This is a genomic window from Achromobacter marplatensis, from assembly GCF_049060505.1.
Lineage (GTDB): Bacteria > Pseudomonadota > Gammaproteobacteria > Burkholderiales > Burkholderiaceae_B > Achromobacter > Achromobacter marplatensis_A.
Genome location: NZ_JBMGRB010000004.1, coordinates 166181 through 183559, shown reverse-complemented (window position 1 = coordinate 183559; position 17379 = coordinate 166181). Strand labels below are relative to the sequence as shown.

Genomic DNA, 17379 nt, shown 5'->3' with positions numbered 1-17379 from the left:
TTGCCTACCAGCGTTCATCTTCGCGTCCACCATGATCCGATCCAAACTTCCCGACGTCGGCACCACCATCTTCACCGTGATGAGCCGCCTGGCCATCGAACACAAGGCCATCAACCTGGGCCAGGGCTTTCCGGACTTCGACCCGGATCCGGCGCTGTGCGCGCTGGTGACCCGAGCGATGGCCGAAGGCCATAACCAGTATCCCTACATGCCGGGCGTCGCGCCGCTGCGCGAAGCCATCGCCGCCAAGACGCGCGAACTCTACGGCCATGCCTATGACCCGGAAACCGAAATCACCGTCACCAGCGGCGCCACCGAAGCCCTGATGGCGACGGTGCTGGCCGCGGTGAACAGCGGCGATGAAGTGGTCGTCATCGAGCCCTGCTATGACTCCTATCTGCCGGCGATCCGCCTGGCAGGCGGCACGGCGGTGCCTGTGCCGCTACGCGCCCCGACCGAGGCCGACCCCTACTACCGCATCGATTGGCAGCGTGTGCGCGACGCCATCACGTCCAAGACGCGCCTGCTGATGCTGAACTTCCCGCACAATCCCACCGGCGCCGTGCTGGAAGAAAGCGACCTTGACGCACTAGAGGCCATCGTGCGCGATACCGGCGTGCTGCTGGTGTCCGACGAGGTCTATGAACACATTGTCTTCGACGGCAAACCGCACGCCAGCGTGGCACGCCGCCCCTTGCTGGCCGAGCACGCGTTCGTCATCTCGTCGTTCGGCAAGACTTACCACACCACTGGCTGGAAAATCGGCTATTGCTGCGCCCCCCGGCAGCTAAGCGCCGAGCTGCGCAAGGTGCATCAATTCATGGTGTTCACGGTGCCCTCTCCCATGCAGTTCGCGTTGGCCGAGTTCATGCGCGATCCCAAGCCCTATCTGGACCTGCCGGCGTTTTATCAAGCCAAGCGCGACCGGCTGTCGCAGGGCCTGGCGAAGACGCGTTTCCGCCCCCTGCCTAGCCCCGGCACGTTCTTCCTGCTGGCAGATTACAGCCAGATCTCGAAGCAGAACGAAGCCGACTTCGCGAGTGACCTGACGGTGAACCACGGCGTTACGGTGATTCCCGTGTCGGCGTTCTACCGCCAGCCCGATGCCGCGGAATCCAACCACCGTATCGTGCGTTTCTGCTTCGCGAAGAAAGACGCCACGCTGGATACGGCGCTGGAGCGCCTGGCAAACGTCTGACGCCACAGCAATTAAAATATGAGTATTTACTCATATCTATGAGAAAAAAAAGGGGCGCCACGAAGCGCCCCTTTGCAATTACCGGCGAAAGCCGACGGAGGGCCGATCGACTCGGCAGCCCCCACCGCCCTTCAAACCGGTCCAGCGGCAATCTTCCTGGCTTGACGCATGCGGCGCATCAACTGCGGCACCACCACCACCGCGGCCGCGCCGATCCACATCGAAATCGACACCGGGCTCGCGAACAGCACCGCGACATCGCCGTCAGTCATCGACAGCGCGCGGCGCAGATTCTGCTCCATCATGTTGCCCAGCACAACGCCCAGCACCAGCGGCGCCATCGGCACGCCGAACTTGCGCAGGAAGTAACCCAACGCGCCGATGCCAGCCACCAGCAAGAGGTCAAACGTACCCGCGTTAATGGCGTAGACGCCGATGTAGCTGATGCACAGGATGCCCGGCACCATCAGCCAGCCTGGCACCGACAGCACTTTCGAGAACAGGCGAACCAATGGCACGTTCATGATGAACAGCAGCACATTGGCGACGAAGAGCGATGCGATCAACCCCCACACCAGTTCGGGCTTGGTTTCGAACAGCACCGGACCGGGCGTGATGTTGTAGAGCGTCAACGCGCCCATCATGACGGCGGTGGTGCCCGAACCCGGCACGCCCAACGTCAGCATCGGCACGAACGAACCGATAGCGGAAGCGGTTGCGGCGGCTTCCGGCGCAACCAGGCCGCGCATGTCGCCCTTGCCAAACTTCGCATCCGGATCCTTGGCTTCGATAATGCGTTTTTCCTGCGAATAGGCCACTGCCGCCGCCACGCTGGCGCCCGCGCCTGGCAGCACGCCCACGCCGAATCCGACCAGCGCGCTACGCACCACGCTCCACCACGTAAACGCCATTTCTTTCAGGTTGAAGAGCTTGCGGCCGCTGGAGGTGACCTCCACGCTTTGGCCCGCCATCACCTTTTCCAGCATTTCCAACATTTCGCTGACCGCGAACAGTGCAATCACCACCACCACGAAGTCGACACCGTCGGCCAGGTGCACCGAGTCGAAGGTATAGCGGTATACCCCTGAATTCGCGTCCACGCCCACCACCGATATCGACAACCCGATCATCGCCGCGAGCACGCCCTTGACGGGTTGCTTTCCCAGCAGACTGGTCAGGCAGCAAAACGCGAAAATCATCAGCACGAAGTACTCGGCGGGGCCAAAGGCCAGCGCCCACTTTGCCAGCATCGGCGCCAGCAGGATGATGCCCACCACCGACACGATCGCGCCGAAGAAGGCCGACCACGCCGACAGCGACAACGCCACGTTCGCCAAGCCCTGACGCGCCAGCGGATAGCCGTCCAGCGTCGTCATGATGGCGCTGGCCTCGCCCGGCACGTTGAGCAGGATGGCCGTGATGCGGCCACCGTACTCGGCGCCCACGTATACCGCCGCCAACAGGATCAACGCGGTTTCAGGCGGCAGATTCATCGCGAAGGCAATCGGTATCAGCATCGCCACGCCGTTCACGGGCCCCAGGCCCGGCAGCACGCCGACCAAGGTGCCGATGAACGAACCAATCATGGCCACCAGGATGTTCGTCAGCGACAAGGCCACGCCAAAGCCGATCGACAGATGATCAAGAATGCCGCTCATATCAGGGTCTCCAGCAATCCGCCCGGCAGGACGACGTCCAGCACCTTGTCGAACAGCACAAAAAAGAAAAGGCTCATGACGACGCCGCCGATTGCGCACTTCACCCAACTGCCACCGAACAAGCGGCCCACGAACACCGTCATCAACGATGTCGCAAGCACAAAACCCAGCCACTGGAACAAAAAGGCATAGGCCACCGTGAACGCCATCATCAGCGCAATGCGTCCGTTGGCGCCGGGCGGGTTGGCTTCGACCGCATGGCCGCCTTTGTAGACCAGCCACAGGCCGCACAGGCCAATGATGCCGGCCAGCAGCAGGGGAAAGGCGCGCGGGCCCACGGGTTCGTAGGCGAAGGGGGCTTCAATGCCCCACCCCGCCGCCGTCATGAAGGCGGCCAGCGCCAGGGCGCCGACACCTAGGATTCGATCATTCATGATCCACTTTTCCGTTGTGGTGGGAACGCGCGGCGCAGCCGTCCCCGACGCCGCCGGAACCGTCCGGCGGCGAGGGGCCCGAATGGGCGCGATCGAAAAGGAAAGCCTTGCGGCCCGCTTACTTCTTCAACAAGCCGAAGGAATCGGCCAGCTCGCCGTAGACCTTGACCTGGTTCTTCACGTAGGCGTCCAGTTCGGGGCCCGTTTTGTTGAACGGGAACAGGCCCTGTTGCTGGCGCAGCTTGTCGAACTCGGGCGACGCGGTCGCGGTGTTGAAGGCCTTGACCCAGAACTGATAGTCGTTGTCCGACACCTTCGGGCCGACGTAGAAGCCGCGGATGATCGGCCAGACGATGTCATAGCCCTGCTCTTTGGCGGTCGGCACGGTGCTCAGCTTGCCCGGCAGGCGCTGGTCGTTGAACACTGCCAGCACGCGAATGGGCGCGCCGCCTTCCAGCATGGTGAAGGCCTCCGCCGCATCGCCCATGTAGGCCTGGATATGGCCCCCGCGCAAGGCGGTGACGGCTTCGCCGCCGCCTTCAAACGCCACGAAGCGCATCTTCTTGAAATCCACGCCAGCGGCCTTGGCCGTCAGCGCGGCCTTCATCCAGTCCTGGCTGCCCACGGTGCCGCCCGCGCCCAGCACGATCTTGGTCGGATCCTGCTTGAAGGCGTCCATCAGGCTCTTCAGGTCGGTGTACGGGGAATCGTTGCGGACCACGGCCACGCCATAGTCGGTGCCGATGGCGGCCAGCCAGCGCACGTCGTCGACGTTGTACTTGCCGAACTTGCCCTGGGCCAGGTTCAGCAGCGATCCGCCCGAAAACGCCACGATCGTGCCTGGTTCGTTGGGATGCTGGGCCACGATGTTGTTGTAGGCCACGGCGCCGATGCCGCCCGGCATGTAGACGATGCGCATGGTGCTCTTGAGCGCCCCGCTTTGCTTCAATCCCTCGGTAGCCAGACGGCAGGTCAGATCGAAACCGCCGCCGGGCTGCGCCGGTGCAATGCACTCCGGGCGGCGGGGCTCATCGGCTGCCTGGGCGACGCCCAGGGAAAGGGTAATCGCGCCAAGCGCCGCCATGGCGGCCGTGCGCAGCTTCAGGCTGGTCTGCATTCTTGCGTCTCCGAGATTTATAGGTATTGGTATGGCTGGATGGCCGCACGGCGTGGTGACGCCTGATCGGACCCAGCGGACGCTACCGTACAAAACCGAAGCTTTCCAACACCTTTCAAAAGCCGCCGTTTTCATGATGCGGCGCAGCATCAGGCGCCGGTTCAAGGGAAAACACCAAGGCCGCCCGCAAGCCGGGCAATGGGGCGCGGTTTTCCAGGACCAGCCGGGCCCCGAGGATATCGGCGATGGTGCCCACGATGGCCAGGCCCAAGCCGGCGCCGGGCTTGTTCTTGCCCGCCGCTCCCCGGCGAAAGCGCACGCAGGCCCGGGCGATGTCTTCGGCCGACATGCCGGGTCCATCGTCCTCGACGACCAGGCGGGCCAGGCCGTCGCCGGCTTGCACGGTCACCGTGACCTCGCCGGACGGCGACGCGTAGCGGATCGCGTTATCGACGAGATTGACGGCGGCTTCGCGCAGCAGCCACTCGGTGCCGGTGACATGGATCGGGCGCACGGCGGCCTCCAGGCCGATGTCCAACTGACGAGCACGAGCGGCCGGTAACAATCCACGGATCACCCCGTCGGCCAATTCCACCAGGTCGACGGTTTCGGCGGTAAAACCGCCTTCGGCCAAGGAAGCGTCCTTAGCACGCGCCAGGGCGAGCATTTGGTTGGTGGTGCGCACCGCCCTGTCTAACCCCTCTTGCATCGCCAGAAGGGCTGTACGGACCTCCTGGGGGTCTGTTTCGCGCAAGGCATACGCCGTTTGGGTCCGCAAAACCGACAAGGGCGTGCGCAATTGGTGCGAGGCGTCGTCCAGGAACTGACTCTGCACCCTCGCCTGGGCCGCAAAACGGGCCATGTGGAGGTTTACCGCCGCAACCAGGGGCAGGACCTCACCCGGCATCTCGGACGCGCTGACGGGGCTTAAATCGTCTCCAGACCGCCCTTCCACCTCTTGCCGAAGCCTGACCAGGGGGCGCAATGCCATGAAAACCCCCAGGATGATCACCAGGACGCTGATGAGAATCACCGCCAGGTCTCGCTCTACGGAGCGCAGCAGCACCTTGTGCAAGAACGCCTGGCGGCTTTCCAGGCCTTCGGCGACCTGCACGATAACCCGTCCCCCTTTGTTCGCGTACAGCGGCGGATCCATCGGGCGCGCCAGCGCCGCAACCCTGACAGGGGTGCCCTGGTAGTCCGCGTAGAAAAAACGCGGTTCGCCAGATACCAGGGGCTCGTCCGGCAGCGGAAGGCCCGGATGGCCGATTTCTGCCAGCCCGTCTTCCGTCGCTACCCGGTAAAAAACGCTGCCATTGGCCGTCAGCTCGAAAAATTCCAGCATCAGGTAAGGCTGCTCCATGGCTAATCCACCGCTGGCTGTGGATATGTTGTGGTCGATCGCGCGAAGCGCTCCGGAAAGCGACCGGTCGTAGGCAATGTCCACCTGGTTGCGCAGTTGGTGGTTCGACAACCACAGCGCCGCCATCATCACGAACACCAGAGTGGGGATCAACCACCACAGCAACTGCGTTTTCAGAGTGCGATTGCGTTTTTTTGCCGCGAAAAAAGCGATTTTTTTCGGACTTCTAGTTGTCAACAAGGTTCTCCAGGCAGTAGCCCATGCCTCGCATGGTCACGATCTGGACACCGGTTTCCGCCAATTTTTTGCGCAAACGGTGAACCAGGACCTCGATGGCTTCCAGGTTGATATCGGCGTCGTCCGTGACGATGCGGTCAAGAATTTGCTGCTTGTTGATGGGTTCGCCGCTTTTCTGGATCAACACCCGAAGAACGGCATGTTCACGTGGGGATAACTGCAGAGCTTGCCCAGAAACTGTGAATTTTTGCGCTGCAGAGTCAAAAACCAGGTTTCCCAAGGCCAAACGCGGATGTTCGCGTCCACGGCTACGCCGAATCAGTGCGATCAAACGCGCTTCCAACTCTTCCACAACAAAGGGTTTCGGCAGGAAATCGTCCGCTCCCTGGTGCAGGGTGCCGATTTTTTCGGCCAGCGAATCGCGCGCAGTCAAGACCAGCACCGGCGTACGGTCGTCCCGCGCGCGAATCTTCGCCAGCAAAGCATGGCCATCCATGCCCGGAAGTCCCAAATCGAGGACGACCGCATCGAATTCTTCGACTGCCAACCTTCTTTCGGCGACCAATCCGTCGTCAGCCCATTCAACGACAAAGCCGGCATGTCTGGCCAGGCTTCTGGAAAGCCAACGGGCAAGTTCGGCTTCGTCTTCTATCAGGAGGATGCGCATGGACGGAGTCCGGGGGGGAGTGGCTGGGCGGAATGGGAAAGCATGTTTGGCTTTTCCTTTATTTCTCTTTATATAAAGACTAATGATTAATAAGGCCTGTGGATAACTACCTTAACCTTAAAAACCTCATTCTTTTCATCAGCTTGCAGCCGTTTTTGCCTGTGCAAGAACTCTGTGTGGGAAAAAAGTTGAAGTTGGACAACATTTCGCCCACCCCCAAAAACCCCGGCTTGTTCAACTTGCCTCCACACAATGTGCACAACCTGGCTACTTAGGAGTTATCCACAGGGCGATTTCTGGAAACGGGGTTGAAGAGGGGCACTTTTACCCCGAAAAACAGCCCGTTGCCTACCCGGTTTTTCGCCCTTGCAGCGGGCTCAAAACGGCCTCAGAGGCGTCCGCGAAAGCCGGGATTCGAGGGGGCAGCTACTCGTTTTGTTGACGGGGGACTGAACAAAAAGTGAGCAACTTCCGCCGTAGAATCCGGCTATGGCGACAGAAATCAGAATCAGGAAATTGGGCTGGGCGAACGCCCTTCGAGCCCGTTTATTGACCAATAATCTGCCCGCAACCTTGTTCGCGGCGGCATTGATGGGGCTGTTTGGCGCATTGGCAACGGTGGTGTTCCGGGAACTGCTGGGATGGCTGCAAATGCTGCTTACCGGCGAAGAGGTTCCCCGCGGCATGGTGTCGTTAGCCCGTGGATTGGATTCCTGGGAACGCTTGCTAATGCCTGCCGCAGGTGGGGCGATCGCCGGCGCCATCTTGCAAATGGCCGGCCGATGGCTGCCTAAACGGGGCGCGGCGGACTATATGGAGGCCATTTCCGTCGGTCGGGGCGTCATTGGCCTGCGCCAGACGCTTGCACGCAGCTTGTCGTCCATTTTTTCGATCGGATCGGGAGCGTCCATCGGCCGAGAGGGTCCCATGGTGCAGCTGGCGGCCATGTTTTCATCGCTGACCGGGCGATTCCTGCTGCTGCCGCCCCGGCATCTGCGTCTGCTGGTGGCTTGCGGGGCGACGGCAGGCATTACGGCGGCCTATAACGCGCCGATCGCCGGCGCGCTATTTATCTCCGAAATCGTATTCGGGGTTATTTCGTCCGATACGTTAGTGCCGCTGGTGGTGTCGTCGGTAGTCGCCAACATCGTCACGCGGCAGATCCTGCATTACGACGCGGTGTTCCACCTGCCGCATTTTGAATTCGCGTCGGGTTGGGAGGTGGCCAACTATCTGGTGCTTGGCGTCTTGGCCGGCCTGGTTGCGCCGCAATTTCTACGCTTCCTGGACCTGTCGCGCGCCACCTTTTCTCGCATGCCGTGCCCGCTGTGGATCCGGATGGCACTGGGCGGGTTGATGGTCGGCGCGCTGTCGGTGGTCAATCCGGAGGTCTGGGGCAACGGCTACAGCGTCGTCAACAGCATGCTGCATACGCAATGGGCGTGGCAGGCCGTGGCGGCCATTTTGCTGATGAAAATGTTGGCAACCGGCGCCAGCGTGGGATCGGGGGCCGTGGGCGGCGTTTTCACGCCGACTCTGTTTGTGGGGGCGGCGCTGGGCGCGCTATATGCAAACGGGCTGCAAGCCCTGCTGCCAAGCGGCGACGTGTCGGCGGTGTCCAGTTATGCCGTCGTGGGCATGGGCGCATTGCTGGCTGCCACGACGCATGCGCCGTTGATGTCGATACTGATGATTTTCGAGATGACGCTGAGCTATGAAGCGATGCTGCCGTTAATGCTGGCTTGTGTTACCGGCTACGTGATCGCACATCGAATACGGCCGGAATCGGTGTACGCGAAATCGTTGGTGAACAACCGACGTGCGCAGCGGGAAACGGTAAAAGTGCCACCAAATAAAAGCGAGTAAAAGCTCACTTATTTAAGAATGTGCCGGTTTTTAGCCGTGCCCAAGGCGTTTCTTCATGAAAACGCGATGCAATCCTGACTCCTGCGCGCGATGTGTTTCCACGTAACCGTATCGCAAATAGATGGCGATGTTCTCGGTCATTTTCTCTTGGGTGTACAGCCGGATGACCGAATAGCCCATTTGGCGCGCGAACGTTTCGGCGTAGTGCAGCAGCACGCGTCCATGCCCATTGCCCTGGGCGGACGGAGATACCGCGATGTTGTCCAGCAATAGACAATCGGCCTCGGGGATAAGGACCAGCACCGCGCGGATGGCGTCGTCTTCCTCCAAGACGTGCACCACGCCCTGGGCGACGCGCGCCGCATAGTCATCGCGCATGGGTCCTGGCGTGGCGCCGATACGCGCGATGTAGGGGAAGTAAGCCTCGGCGACGATCCGTTCGATGACCGGAATATCGTCGGGCGTGGCGAGTCTTATCACTTCATTTCCCGATGCAGAAGCTGGAGAAAATCTCGCCCAGCAGGTCGTCGCTGGTGAATTTTCCGGTAATGCTGGACAGGCTGTCATGAGCCAGCCGCAGCTCTTCGGCGAACAGGTCCAGCACCCGGTCGTCCTGCCCCGCGTGTTCACCCGCAAGCGCCAGGTGTTCGGCCGCGTCCTGCAGGGCATGCAGGTGACGTTCGCGCGCCAGCCAGGGTGATTCAGCGCCCGGGTTCCAACCGGCGATGTTCAGCAGTTCCGCGCGTAGCGCATCCAGGCCCGCGCCGCGCTTGGCGGAGATGCCTAATTCGCCGGGCGCCGGCGCAAATGCCGTGGATAACAGGTCTACCTTGTTGAACACCTTCAGCACGGGCGTGCGCGGCGGCAGGCGCGCAGTGATCTGCGCGTCCAGTTCGTCGCCCGGCTGCGTGGCATCCTGCAGATGCAGAATGACGTCGGCGCGTTCGATTTCCTGCCAGGTGCGGGCGATACCGATGCTTTCGACGGTGTCCTCGGTTTCCCGCAAGCCGGCCGTGTCCACAATATGCAACGGCACCCCGTCGATATGGATTTCTTGCACCACTTTGTCGCGTGTCGTGCCCGCGATGGGGGTGACGATGGCGATATCGTCGCCCGCCAGCGCGTTTAGCAGGCTGGATTTTCCGACGTTGGGCTGGCCGGCCAACACCACGTGCAAGCCTTCGCGAAGGATGACACCCTGGCGCGCTTGGGCGATCAGATTGGACAGGTCGGCGGTCAGCGTATCCAGCGTGGGTCGGGCCTGGTATTTTTCCAGGAAATCGATTTCTTCTTCAGGAAAATCCAGCGTCGCTTCAACCAGCATCCGCAGATGGATGATGCGGTCGGACAGGTCGTTCACACGTGCCGAGAATTCGCCGGAAAGCGAGGCCACCGCGCCGCGCGCAGCCGCCACCGACGAGGCTTCGATCAGATCCGCCACGGCTTCGGCCTGGGCCAGATCCATGCGATCGTTAAGGAAGGCGCGGCGGGTGAATTCGCCGGGTTCGGCCAGGCGCAGGCCAAGGTCGCGGCCCGCGGCAAGGCAGCTGTCCAGCACGCGGCGCAGCACGGCGGGACCGCCGTGGCCTTGCAGTTCTAGCACGTCTTCGCCGGTATACGAATGCGGCGCGCGGAAATAGATCGCGATGCCTTCGTCCAGGAGTTCGCCATCGACGGATTTGAATGGCAGGTAGTGCGCGTGACGCGGGGTGAGCTCGCGCTGGAACAGGCGCCGCACCAATTCGGACAGGTCCGCACCAGAAACGCGCACGACGCCGATGCCGCCTCTTCCGGGGGCGGTGGCAATGGCGGTAATGGGGGAATAAGCGGACATATCTAAAGGGGGGCGAGGCAAGGACAATAGGGGAATATAACTGTTGCGCGGCCCCTTGTTTGCTGGTTAATGTGCCCCAGAGGTTCAAAACCCGAAACAACTCTGGGAGATCACGATGGCATCTCGGTTTTCGCGTGTCTTGGCCTGCGGCTCGGCCGCGGTGATGTTGGCCTTTGGCACCTTCAGTTCCGCATTGGCTCGCGATCTGGTGATCGCCCTGAAGACCGAGCCCTCGTCGATGGATCCGCAGTATCACGCGCTGACGCCGAATACGCAGATCTCCCAAACCATTTTCGATACGCTGGTCGCCACCGATGCGCAATTGAAGCCGCAGCCCGGGCTGGCGGAATCGTGGACCGTGGACGGCAAGGTCTGGACGTTCAAGCTGCGCCCCGGCGTGAAGTTCTCGGACGGCACGCCGTTCACCGCCGAAGACGTGGTGTTTACGTATGACCGCGTGCCGAAGGTACCCAACAGCCCATCGCCATTCACACTGTATTTGGGATCGGTAGCCAAAACCGAAGCGGTCGATCCCATGACCGTGCGCATCACCACCAAGGAAGTCGCGCCGAACCTGCTCGTGAACCTGGCGCAGTTGCCCATCATGTCGAAGAAGGCTGCCTCCGGCCCCGCGGCCGAAGGCAAGACCACCACCGAACTGAACAGCGGCGATGGCCTGGTGGGAACGGGCCCGTACAAATTCGTATCGTGGAAGCGCGGCGCGGAATTCGTGCTGGCCCGCAATGACAATTACTGGGGCAAAAAACCGGAATGGGATCGCGTGGTCTATCGCCCGATCAGCAACGCCGCGGCGCGCGTGGCCGCCTTGTTGGCGGGCGACGTGGACATGATCGAAGATCCCCCCACCGACGACCTGCCCAAGCTGAAGGGCGACAAGAAACTCTTTGTCGAGGAAACCCCGTCGGTGCGCGTCGTGTACGTCGCGCTGGACCAGCACGCGGAACCTTCGCCAGGCATCCAGGGCACGGACAAGAATCCCATGAAGGACAAGCGGGTGCGTGAAGCGCTGTCGCTTGCCATCAATCGCGACGCGCTGGTGGAACGCGTGATGGGGGGCGTGGCCCTGCCTGCCGGCAACCTGCTGCCCTACCCGATGTTCGGCTCCAGCAAAGAGCATTCCAAGGCGCCGAAGGCCGACGTCGAGAAGGCCCGCGCCCTGCTCAAGGAAGCCGGCTATCCCAACGGCTTTTCGATCACGCTGGGTTCGCCTTCGGGCCGTTACGTGAACGATTCGAAGGTGGCGCAGGCCATCGCATCGATGTGGACCCGCATCGGCGTGAAGACCAGCGTGGACGCGATGGCGCCGCCGGTGTTCTTCAAGAACCGCGACAGCTACGCGTTTTCGGCTTATCTGGCGGGCTGGTCGGTGACCAGCGGCGAGATGTCCAACGCGCTGACCTCGCTGTTGGTGACGCGCAATCCGGAAGCTGGACTGGGCACGACCAACCGCAGCCGCTATTCCAACCCCAAGATGGACGAGCTGGTGAAGGAAGCGTCGTCCACGATGGACAACGCCAAACGCGCCGAACTGCTTGCGAAGGCCAGCAATATGGCCATGGACGATTACGCCATGCTGCCGGTGCACTTCGAACTATCGGTATGGGCCATGAAGGGCGATATCCGCTATCAAGGCCGTCCTGACCAGGTCACGCTGGCGCAGTTCGCAACCTTGAAGAAGTAACGCGCATCGCGGGCGGTCTCCAGTGCTGGCAACAATCGTAAGAAGACTGCTGCAAACCATCGTCGTCATGCTGGTCATGTCGGCGTTGGTCTTTGCAGGCATCTACATGGTGGGCGACCCGGTGTCGATGCTGGCCAGCCCCGAGGCCACCGAGGCGCAGCGCGCAGCGATCAGCGCATCGCTGGGCCTGGACCTGCCGTTGTGGCGGCAGTATTTGATCTTCATGGGCCAGGCGGTGCGCGGCGATTTCGGCAACAGCTTCCTGACCGGCGAGCCGGCCATGCATCTGATCCTGGAACGCATGCCGGCCACGGTGGAACTGGCCTGTGTGGCGATGCTGCTGTCGGTGATGATCGGCGTGCCGCTGGGCATTCTGGCCGGGCTGAAGCCGCAGGCGCCGGGCTCGCGCGCCATCATGACGGGGTCGGTGCTGGGCTTTTCGCTGCCTAATTTCTGGGTGGGCCTGATGCTGATCATGGTGTTCGCCGTGATACTGGGCTGGGTACCCGCTGGCGGGCGCGGCAAGACGGTCAGCATCGGCTCGCTGGAACTGAGCGTGCTGACGTTCAACGGCTGGCTGAGCCTGGCCTTGCCCGCGGCCACGATCGCGTTCGCCAAGTGCGCCATGATCATTCGCGTGACGCGAGCGGCCACGCGCGAGGCGTTGCCCATGGATTACATCAAGTTCGCGCGCGCCAAAGGCTTGTCGGAAAAGCGGGTGCTGGGCGTGCACCTGTTAAAGAACATCCTGATCCCCGTGGTCACGGTCGCGGGATTGGAATTTGGACAGGTGATGGCGTTCGCTGTCGTGACGGAAACGGTGTTTTCGTGGCCGGGCATGGGCAAGCTGCTGATCGATTCCATCATCAATCTGGATCGTCCGGTGGTGGTCGCGTATTTGCTCCTGATCGTGTTTTTCCTGGTCATGTTGAATCTGGTGGTGGACATCATCTATACGGTGCTGGACCCCCGAGTACGTTTGGATAGCCGCCGATGAACAGCCCTGCCACCACGGCCGCGCCTGCCGCGGCATCCAAGGAACAGACGCCCTGGCGGCGTTTCGTTTCGGACTTCTTCGCCAGCAAGCTGGCCACGCTGGGCCTGGTGATGCTGGTTGTGATCGTGGGCGCCGCGTTGCTGGCGCCCTGGATCGCGCCGCAGAATCCGTATGATCTGGCGTCGCTTGACATCATGGACTCCAAGCTCAAGCCGGGCAGCGAAAGCGGCGATGGCTCCGTGCATTATTTATTGGGCACCGACGGGCAGGCGCGCGACCTGTTCTCGGCCATCCTCTACGGCATGCGCACCAGCCTGCTGGTGGCGACCGTGTCGGTGTTGGCGGCCTTCGGCATCGGCGCCACCGTGGGCTTGATCGCGGCCTACTTCGGCGGCCGCATCGATGCGCTACTGATGCGGATTGTGGATATCCAGTTGTCGTTTCCCGCCATTCTTGTCGCGTTGATGCTGCTGGCGATTCTGGGCAAAGGTGTGGATAAGGTGATCATTGCGTTGATCGTCGTGCAGTGGGCCTATTTTGCCCGGGCTGCGCGTGGCGCGGCGCTGGTGGAGCGCGGCAAAGAGTATGTGGAGGCCGCGCGCTGCATGTCCTTGTCTTGGGGCCGCGTGCTGTTCCGCCACGTGTTGCCCAACTGCATGCCGCCGCTGATCGTGATCGCCACCATCGATCTGGCGCACGCGATTGCGCTAGAGGCCACGCTGTCGTTTTTGGGCGTGGGCGTGCCGGTGACCGAACCGTCGCTGGGCATGCTGATCTACAACGGGTTCGAGTACCTGTTGTCGGGCCAGTACTGGATTTCGTTCTTTCCCGGCATTGCGCTGGCGCTGGCCATCATCGCCATCAACCTGGTGGGCGACCACCTGCGCGATGTGCTCAACCCGCGCCACGCGAATTGAAGGCGGACGCGATGCAGACGCAAGCTGTGGATAAACCGCTGGCAACGCCCGCGCCCATCCTGGAAGTGCATGGACTGAAGACGCATTTCTTCACGCGCAACGGCATCGTGCGCGCGGTGGACGGCGTGGACCTGACGCTGGCCGAGGGAGAGATCCTGGGCCTGGTGGGCGAATCGGGATCTGGAAAGAGCATCACGGGATTTTCGCTGATGGGTTTGCTGGACGAGCCCGGACGCATCGTGGACGGGCAGTTGCGCTTGAACGGCGAAGACCTGCGGGGCGCCACGCCGGCGCGGTGGCGGCAGTTGCGGGGGCAGGAGATCGCGATGATCTTCCAGGACCCGATGATGACGCTGAATCCGGTGCTGCGCGTGGATACGCAGATGATTGAAGCGGTGCAGGCGCACCATAAGGTGTCGCGCGAACAGGCGCGCCAGCGTGCCCTGCAGACGCTGACGATGGTGGGCATTCCGTCGCCGCAGGAACGCCTGCGCACCTATCCGCACCAGTTGTCGGGCGGCATGCGGCAGCGCGTGGCCATCGCGATCGCGTTGTTGAATTCGCCGCGTCTGATTATCGCGGACGAACCCACGACCGCGCTGGACGTGACGATCCAGGGCCAGATTCTCTTCGAAGTGCAGAAGCTGTGCCGCGAGACGGGCACGGGCCTGATCTGGATCACGCACGACCTGGCGGTGGTGGCCGGGTTGGCGGACCGGGTATCAGTGATGTACGCGGGCCGTGTCGTCGAGACCGGCAGCACGCGCGATGTGATTACCCATCCCATGCATCCGTATACGCACGGGCTTATCGCTTCCATCCCCACGCCGGAATCACGCGGCAGGCCGCTGGTGCCGATTCCTGGCATGACGCCGTCGTTGTTGAACCTGCCGCAGGGCTGTGCGTTCCGCGGCCGTTGCCCGCGCGCGACCGACGCCTGTCTGATCGAACCGCAGCCCGTGGAAGTCCGTCCGGCGCAATGGGTGCGCTGCTGGCATGCCGGAGACCCAGACATCAAATGAGCGCAGCAGAACGCGGCGCCGCCGCCCCCGCCCCCATCCTGTCCCTGCGCGGCGTTGAACTTCGCTTCGTGCAGCCCGTGGACTTGGCCGGACGCATCGCGAACCTGCTGGGCGCGGGGTTGAAAACGCAAGTGGTGCACGCCGTGGGCGGTGTGGACCTGGAAGTGCAGCGTGGCGAAGTGATCGGCATCGTCGGCGAATCGGGCTGTGGAAAATCCACCTTGGGCCGTATCGTGTCGGGCATCTTGCCGCCTTCGTCCGGCGATGTGCACTACCACGGCAAGGCGGTCAAGGCGATGACGGGCACCGAGCGGCGCGCCTACGAGTTGGGCGTGCAGATGATCTTCCAGGATCCCTACGCGTCGCTTAATCCACGCATGCGAGTGCGCGAGATCATCGGCGAGGCGCCGGTGGCGCATGGTTTGATTCGTGCGCGCGACAAAGCGGAATACGTGGCGGGATTGATGCGCCAGGTAGGGCTGGACCCGACGTTCGCGCAGCGCTATCCGCATCAGTTCTCGGGCGGGCAGCGCCAGCGCATCGGCATTGCGCGGGCCTTGGCGCTGAAGCCCTCGGTGATCGTCTGCGACGAGGCGGTGGCCGCGTTGGACGTGTCGATACAAGCCCAGGTTTTGAACCTGTTTGAACAGCTGCGCGACGACCTGGACCTGACGTATCTGTTCATCAGCCACAACCTGAGCGTGGTCAGCCACATCTCTGACCGCGTGGCGATCATGTATCTGGGCCGAGTGGTGGAGCTTGCGCCCACCGACACCGTATTCCAGCGTGCGAACCATCCCTACACGCAGGCGCTGCTGAAAGAACTGCCGACGTTGACCCCTGGACGCCGCAACTACCAGCCCATCAAAGGCGAGCTGCCATCGCCGCTGGACCCGCCCAGCGGCTGCGCATTCCACCCGCGCTGCCCGCACGCCATGGCGCGCTGCAAGACGGAACGTCCGCTGTTGCGCGAGATCGCGCCAGGGCAGCAAAGCGCCTGCCATTTGAATGATGCGGCGTAGGCCCGTCCGCAGGGGTACTGGACGCGGAATGGGTGAAGCGCGAGAATTCCCGATCACACCTACTGTTTATCCACCGCCATGAAAACCATTGCCGAAATCGAACGCGCGCATCCCGAACTGACCGCTTTGCGCCGGGATATCCATGCTCATCCCGAATTGGCCTTCCAGGAGACGCGCACGTCGAATCTGGTGGCCGAACGCCTGCGGGAATGGGGCCTGGAAGTTCACACGGGCTTGGGCAAGACTGGCGTGGTGGGCGTGCTGCGCGCCGGTAGCGGCAAGGCGACGGTGGGGCTGCGCGCCGACATGGACGCGCTGCCCATGCCCGAACACAACCGCTTCGCGCACAAGTCCACCATCAGCGGCCGGATGCACGGCTGTGGTCATGACGGCCACACCGCCATGCTGCTGGGAGCGGCGCAGTACCTGTCCACGCACCGAAATTTCGACGGCACCGTCGTGTTCATCTTCCAGCCTGCCGAGGAAGGCGGCAATGCGGGCGCGCGCGCCATGATGCAGGACGGCCTGTTCGAGAAATTCCCTTGCGATGCGGTGTTCGGCATCCACAACATGCCGGGCATGCCAGTGAACCAGTTCGGCTTTCGCGCGGGGCCGACGATGGCCTCCAGCAACCGCTGGGATATTGTCATCAAGGGCGTGGGCGGCCACGCGGCGCAGCCTCACGCGTCGGTGGACCCGATCATCGTGGCAGCCGACATGGTGCATGCCCTGCAGACGGTGATTTCGCGCAGCAAGAACCCGCTGGACCAAGCGGTGCTGTCGATCACGCAGATTCATGCGGGCGACGCGTACAACGTGATCCCGGGCGAAGCGGTGCTGCGCGGCACGGTGCGCACGTACTCCGTCGAAACGCTGGACAAGATCGAAGCCGACATGCGCCGTATCGCTACGACGTTGCCGCAGGTGTACGGCGGCACGGGCGAACTGGACTTCGTGCGCGCCTATCCGCCGCTGGTGAACTGGGAAAAGGAAACGGCCTTCGCGGCCCAGGTCGCCGAAGACGCGTTCGGCGCCGAGAACGTGCTGCGCGACATGCCGCCATTCATGGGTGCGGAGGACTTTTCATTCTTCCTGGAAGCGATTCCGGGCGCCTATCTGTTCCTGGGCAACGGCGATGGCGACCACCGCATGGAAAGCTATCACGGCATGGGCCCGTGCCAGTTGCACAACCCGAACTACGATTTCAATGATGCCTTGCTGCCGGTGGGGGCAACGTACTGGGTGAAGCTGGTCGAGGCCTATCTGCCGGCCGCCTGACAGGCCGGCGCAGGCCGGCGCAGGCGGGCGCAGGCTGGCGCGGGCCGACTCGGGCCGACGCTTAACA

Annotated in this window: 15 protein-coding genes; 8 read left to right on the top strand and 7 right to left on the bottom strand. The window is 62.6% G+C overall.

Features of this window, described 5'->3' with window-relative positions; all coding sequences use genetic code 11:
• Positions 1–31: 31 nt before the first annotated feature.
• Positions 32–1198: a pyridoxal phosphate-dependent aminotransferase gene (locus ACI0FO_RS11880; protein WP_416026893.1), complete on the top strand. Its 1167-nt coding sequence runs from the start codon at positions 32–34 to the stop codon at positions 1196–1198.
• Positions 1199–1329: 131 nt separating this feature from the next.
• On the opposite strand, the gene ACI0FO_RS11875 is transcribed toward ACI0FO_RS11880, so the two are convergent.
• The 5 genes from ACI0FO_RS11875 to ACI0FO_RS11855 form a co-directional block, all read right to left on the bottom strand.
• The gene (locus ACI0FO_RS11875; protein ID WP_416026891.1) at positions 1330–2856 is read right to left on the bottom strand and encodes a tripartite tricarboxylate transporter permease; all 1527 of its coding nucleotides are present in this window, start codon (positions 2854–2856) and stop codon (positions 1330–1332) included.
• Complete coding sequence (locus tag ACI0FO_RS11870) at positions 2853–3290, bottom strand: tripartite tricarboxylate transporter TctB family protein (protein WP_416026889.1); 438 nt, start codon at positions 3288–3290, stop codon at positions 2853–2855. The genes ACI0FO_RS11875 and ACI0FO_RS11870 overlap by 4 nt, the downstream gene beginning before the upstream one ends.
• A 118-nt stretch (positions 3291–3408) precedes the next feature.
• On the bottom strand, positions 3409–4407 hold the full coding sequence (locus tag ACI0FO_RS11865; protein ID WP_416026888.1) for a Bug family tripartite tricarboxylate transporter substrate binding protein: 999 nt from the start codon (positions 4405–4407) through the stop codon (positions 3409–3411).
• A 115-nt stretch (positions 4408–4522) separates the two neighbouring features.
• Positions 4523–6007, bottom strand: coding sequence for a sensor histidine kinase (locus ACI0FO_RS11860; protein WP_416026886.1), 1485 nt, complete (start codon positions 6005–6007; stop codon positions 4523–4525).
• A complete protein-coding gene (locus ACI0FO_RS11855; RefSeq protein ID WP_416026885.1) occupies positions 5997–6674 on the bottom strand; it encodes a response regulator in 678 nt (225 codons plus the stop codon). The genes ACI0FO_RS11860 and ACI0FO_RS11855 overlap by 11 nt, the downstream gene beginning before the upstream one ends.
• Positions 6675–7163: 489 nt before the next feature.
• On the opposite strand from ACI0FO_RS11855, the gene ACI0FO_RS11850 reads away from it, so the two are divergent.
• Complete coding sequence (locus tag ACI0FO_RS11850) at positions 7164–8540, top strand: ClcB-like voltage-gated chloride channel protein (RefSeq protein WP_416026883.1); 1377 nt, start codon at positions 7164–7166, stop codon at positions 8538–8540.
• A gap of 30 nt (positions 8541–8570) precedes the next feature.
• On the opposite strand, the gene ACI0FO_RS11845 is transcribed toward ACI0FO_RS11850, so the two are convergent.
• Together ACI0FO_RS11845 and mnmE are read right to left on the bottom strand one after the other, a co-directional pair.
• Entirely contained in the window at positions 8571–9020 is a 450-nt protein-coding gene (locus ACI0FO_RS11845; protein ID WP_416026881.1) for a GNAT family N-acetyltransferase, read from the bottom strand.
• Between the two features lies 1 nt (position 9021).
• Entirely contained in the window at positions 9022–10374 is a 1353-nt protein-coding gene (gene mnmE, locus ACI0FO_RS11840; protein WP_416026879.1) for a tRNA uridine-5-carboxymethylaminomethyl(34) synthesis GTPase MnmE, read from the bottom strand.
• Between the two features lie 115 nt (positions 10375–10489).
• Between mnmE and ACI0FO_RS11835 the strand changes: the two genes are divergently transcribed.
• The 6 genes from ACI0FO_RS11835 to ACI0FO_RS11810 all read left to right on the top strand — a co-directional run bounded on the left by ACI0FO_RS11835 (position 10490) and on the right by ACI0FO_RS11810 (position 17312).
• Entirely contained in the window at positions 10490–12076 is a 1587-nt protein-coding gene (locus ACI0FO_RS11835) for an ABC transporter substrate-binding protein (protein ID WP_105555655.1), read from the top strand.
• 22 nt (positions 12077–12098) lie between these two features.
• Positions 12099–13073, top strand: a complete 975-nt coding sequence (locus ACI0FO_RS11830) for an ABC transporter permease (protein WP_416026877.1) — start codon at positions 12099–12101, stop codon at positions 13071–13073.
• Positions 13070–13990, top strand: coding sequence for an ABC transporter permease (locus ACI0FO_RS11825; RefSeq protein ID WP_416026875.1), 921 nt, complete (start codon positions 13070–13072; stop codon positions 13988–13990). The genes ACI0FO_RS11830 and ACI0FO_RS11825 overlap by 4 nt, the downstream gene beginning before the upstream one ends.
• Positions 13991–14001: 11 nt before the next feature.
• A complete protein-coding gene (locus tag ACI0FO_RS11820; protein ID WP_416026873.1) occupies positions 14002–15012 on the top strand; it encodes an ABC transporter ATP-binding protein in 1011 nt (336 codons plus the stop codon).
• On the top strand, positions 15009–16034 hold the full coding sequence (locus tag ACI0FO_RS11815) for an ABC transporter ATP-binding protein (protein ID WP_416026871.1): 1026 nt from the start codon (positions 15009–15011) through the stop codon (positions 16032–16034). Before ACI0FO_RS11820 ends, ACI0FO_RS11815 begins: the two co-directional genes overlap by 4 nt.
• Positions 16035–16112: 78 nt before the next feature.
• Positions 16113–17312, top strand: coding sequence for a M20 aminoacylase family protein (locus tag ACI0FO_RS11810; protein ID WP_310035414.1), 1200 nt, complete (start codon positions 16113–16115; stop codon positions 17310–17312).
• Positions 17313–17379 lie beyond the last annotated feature (67 nt).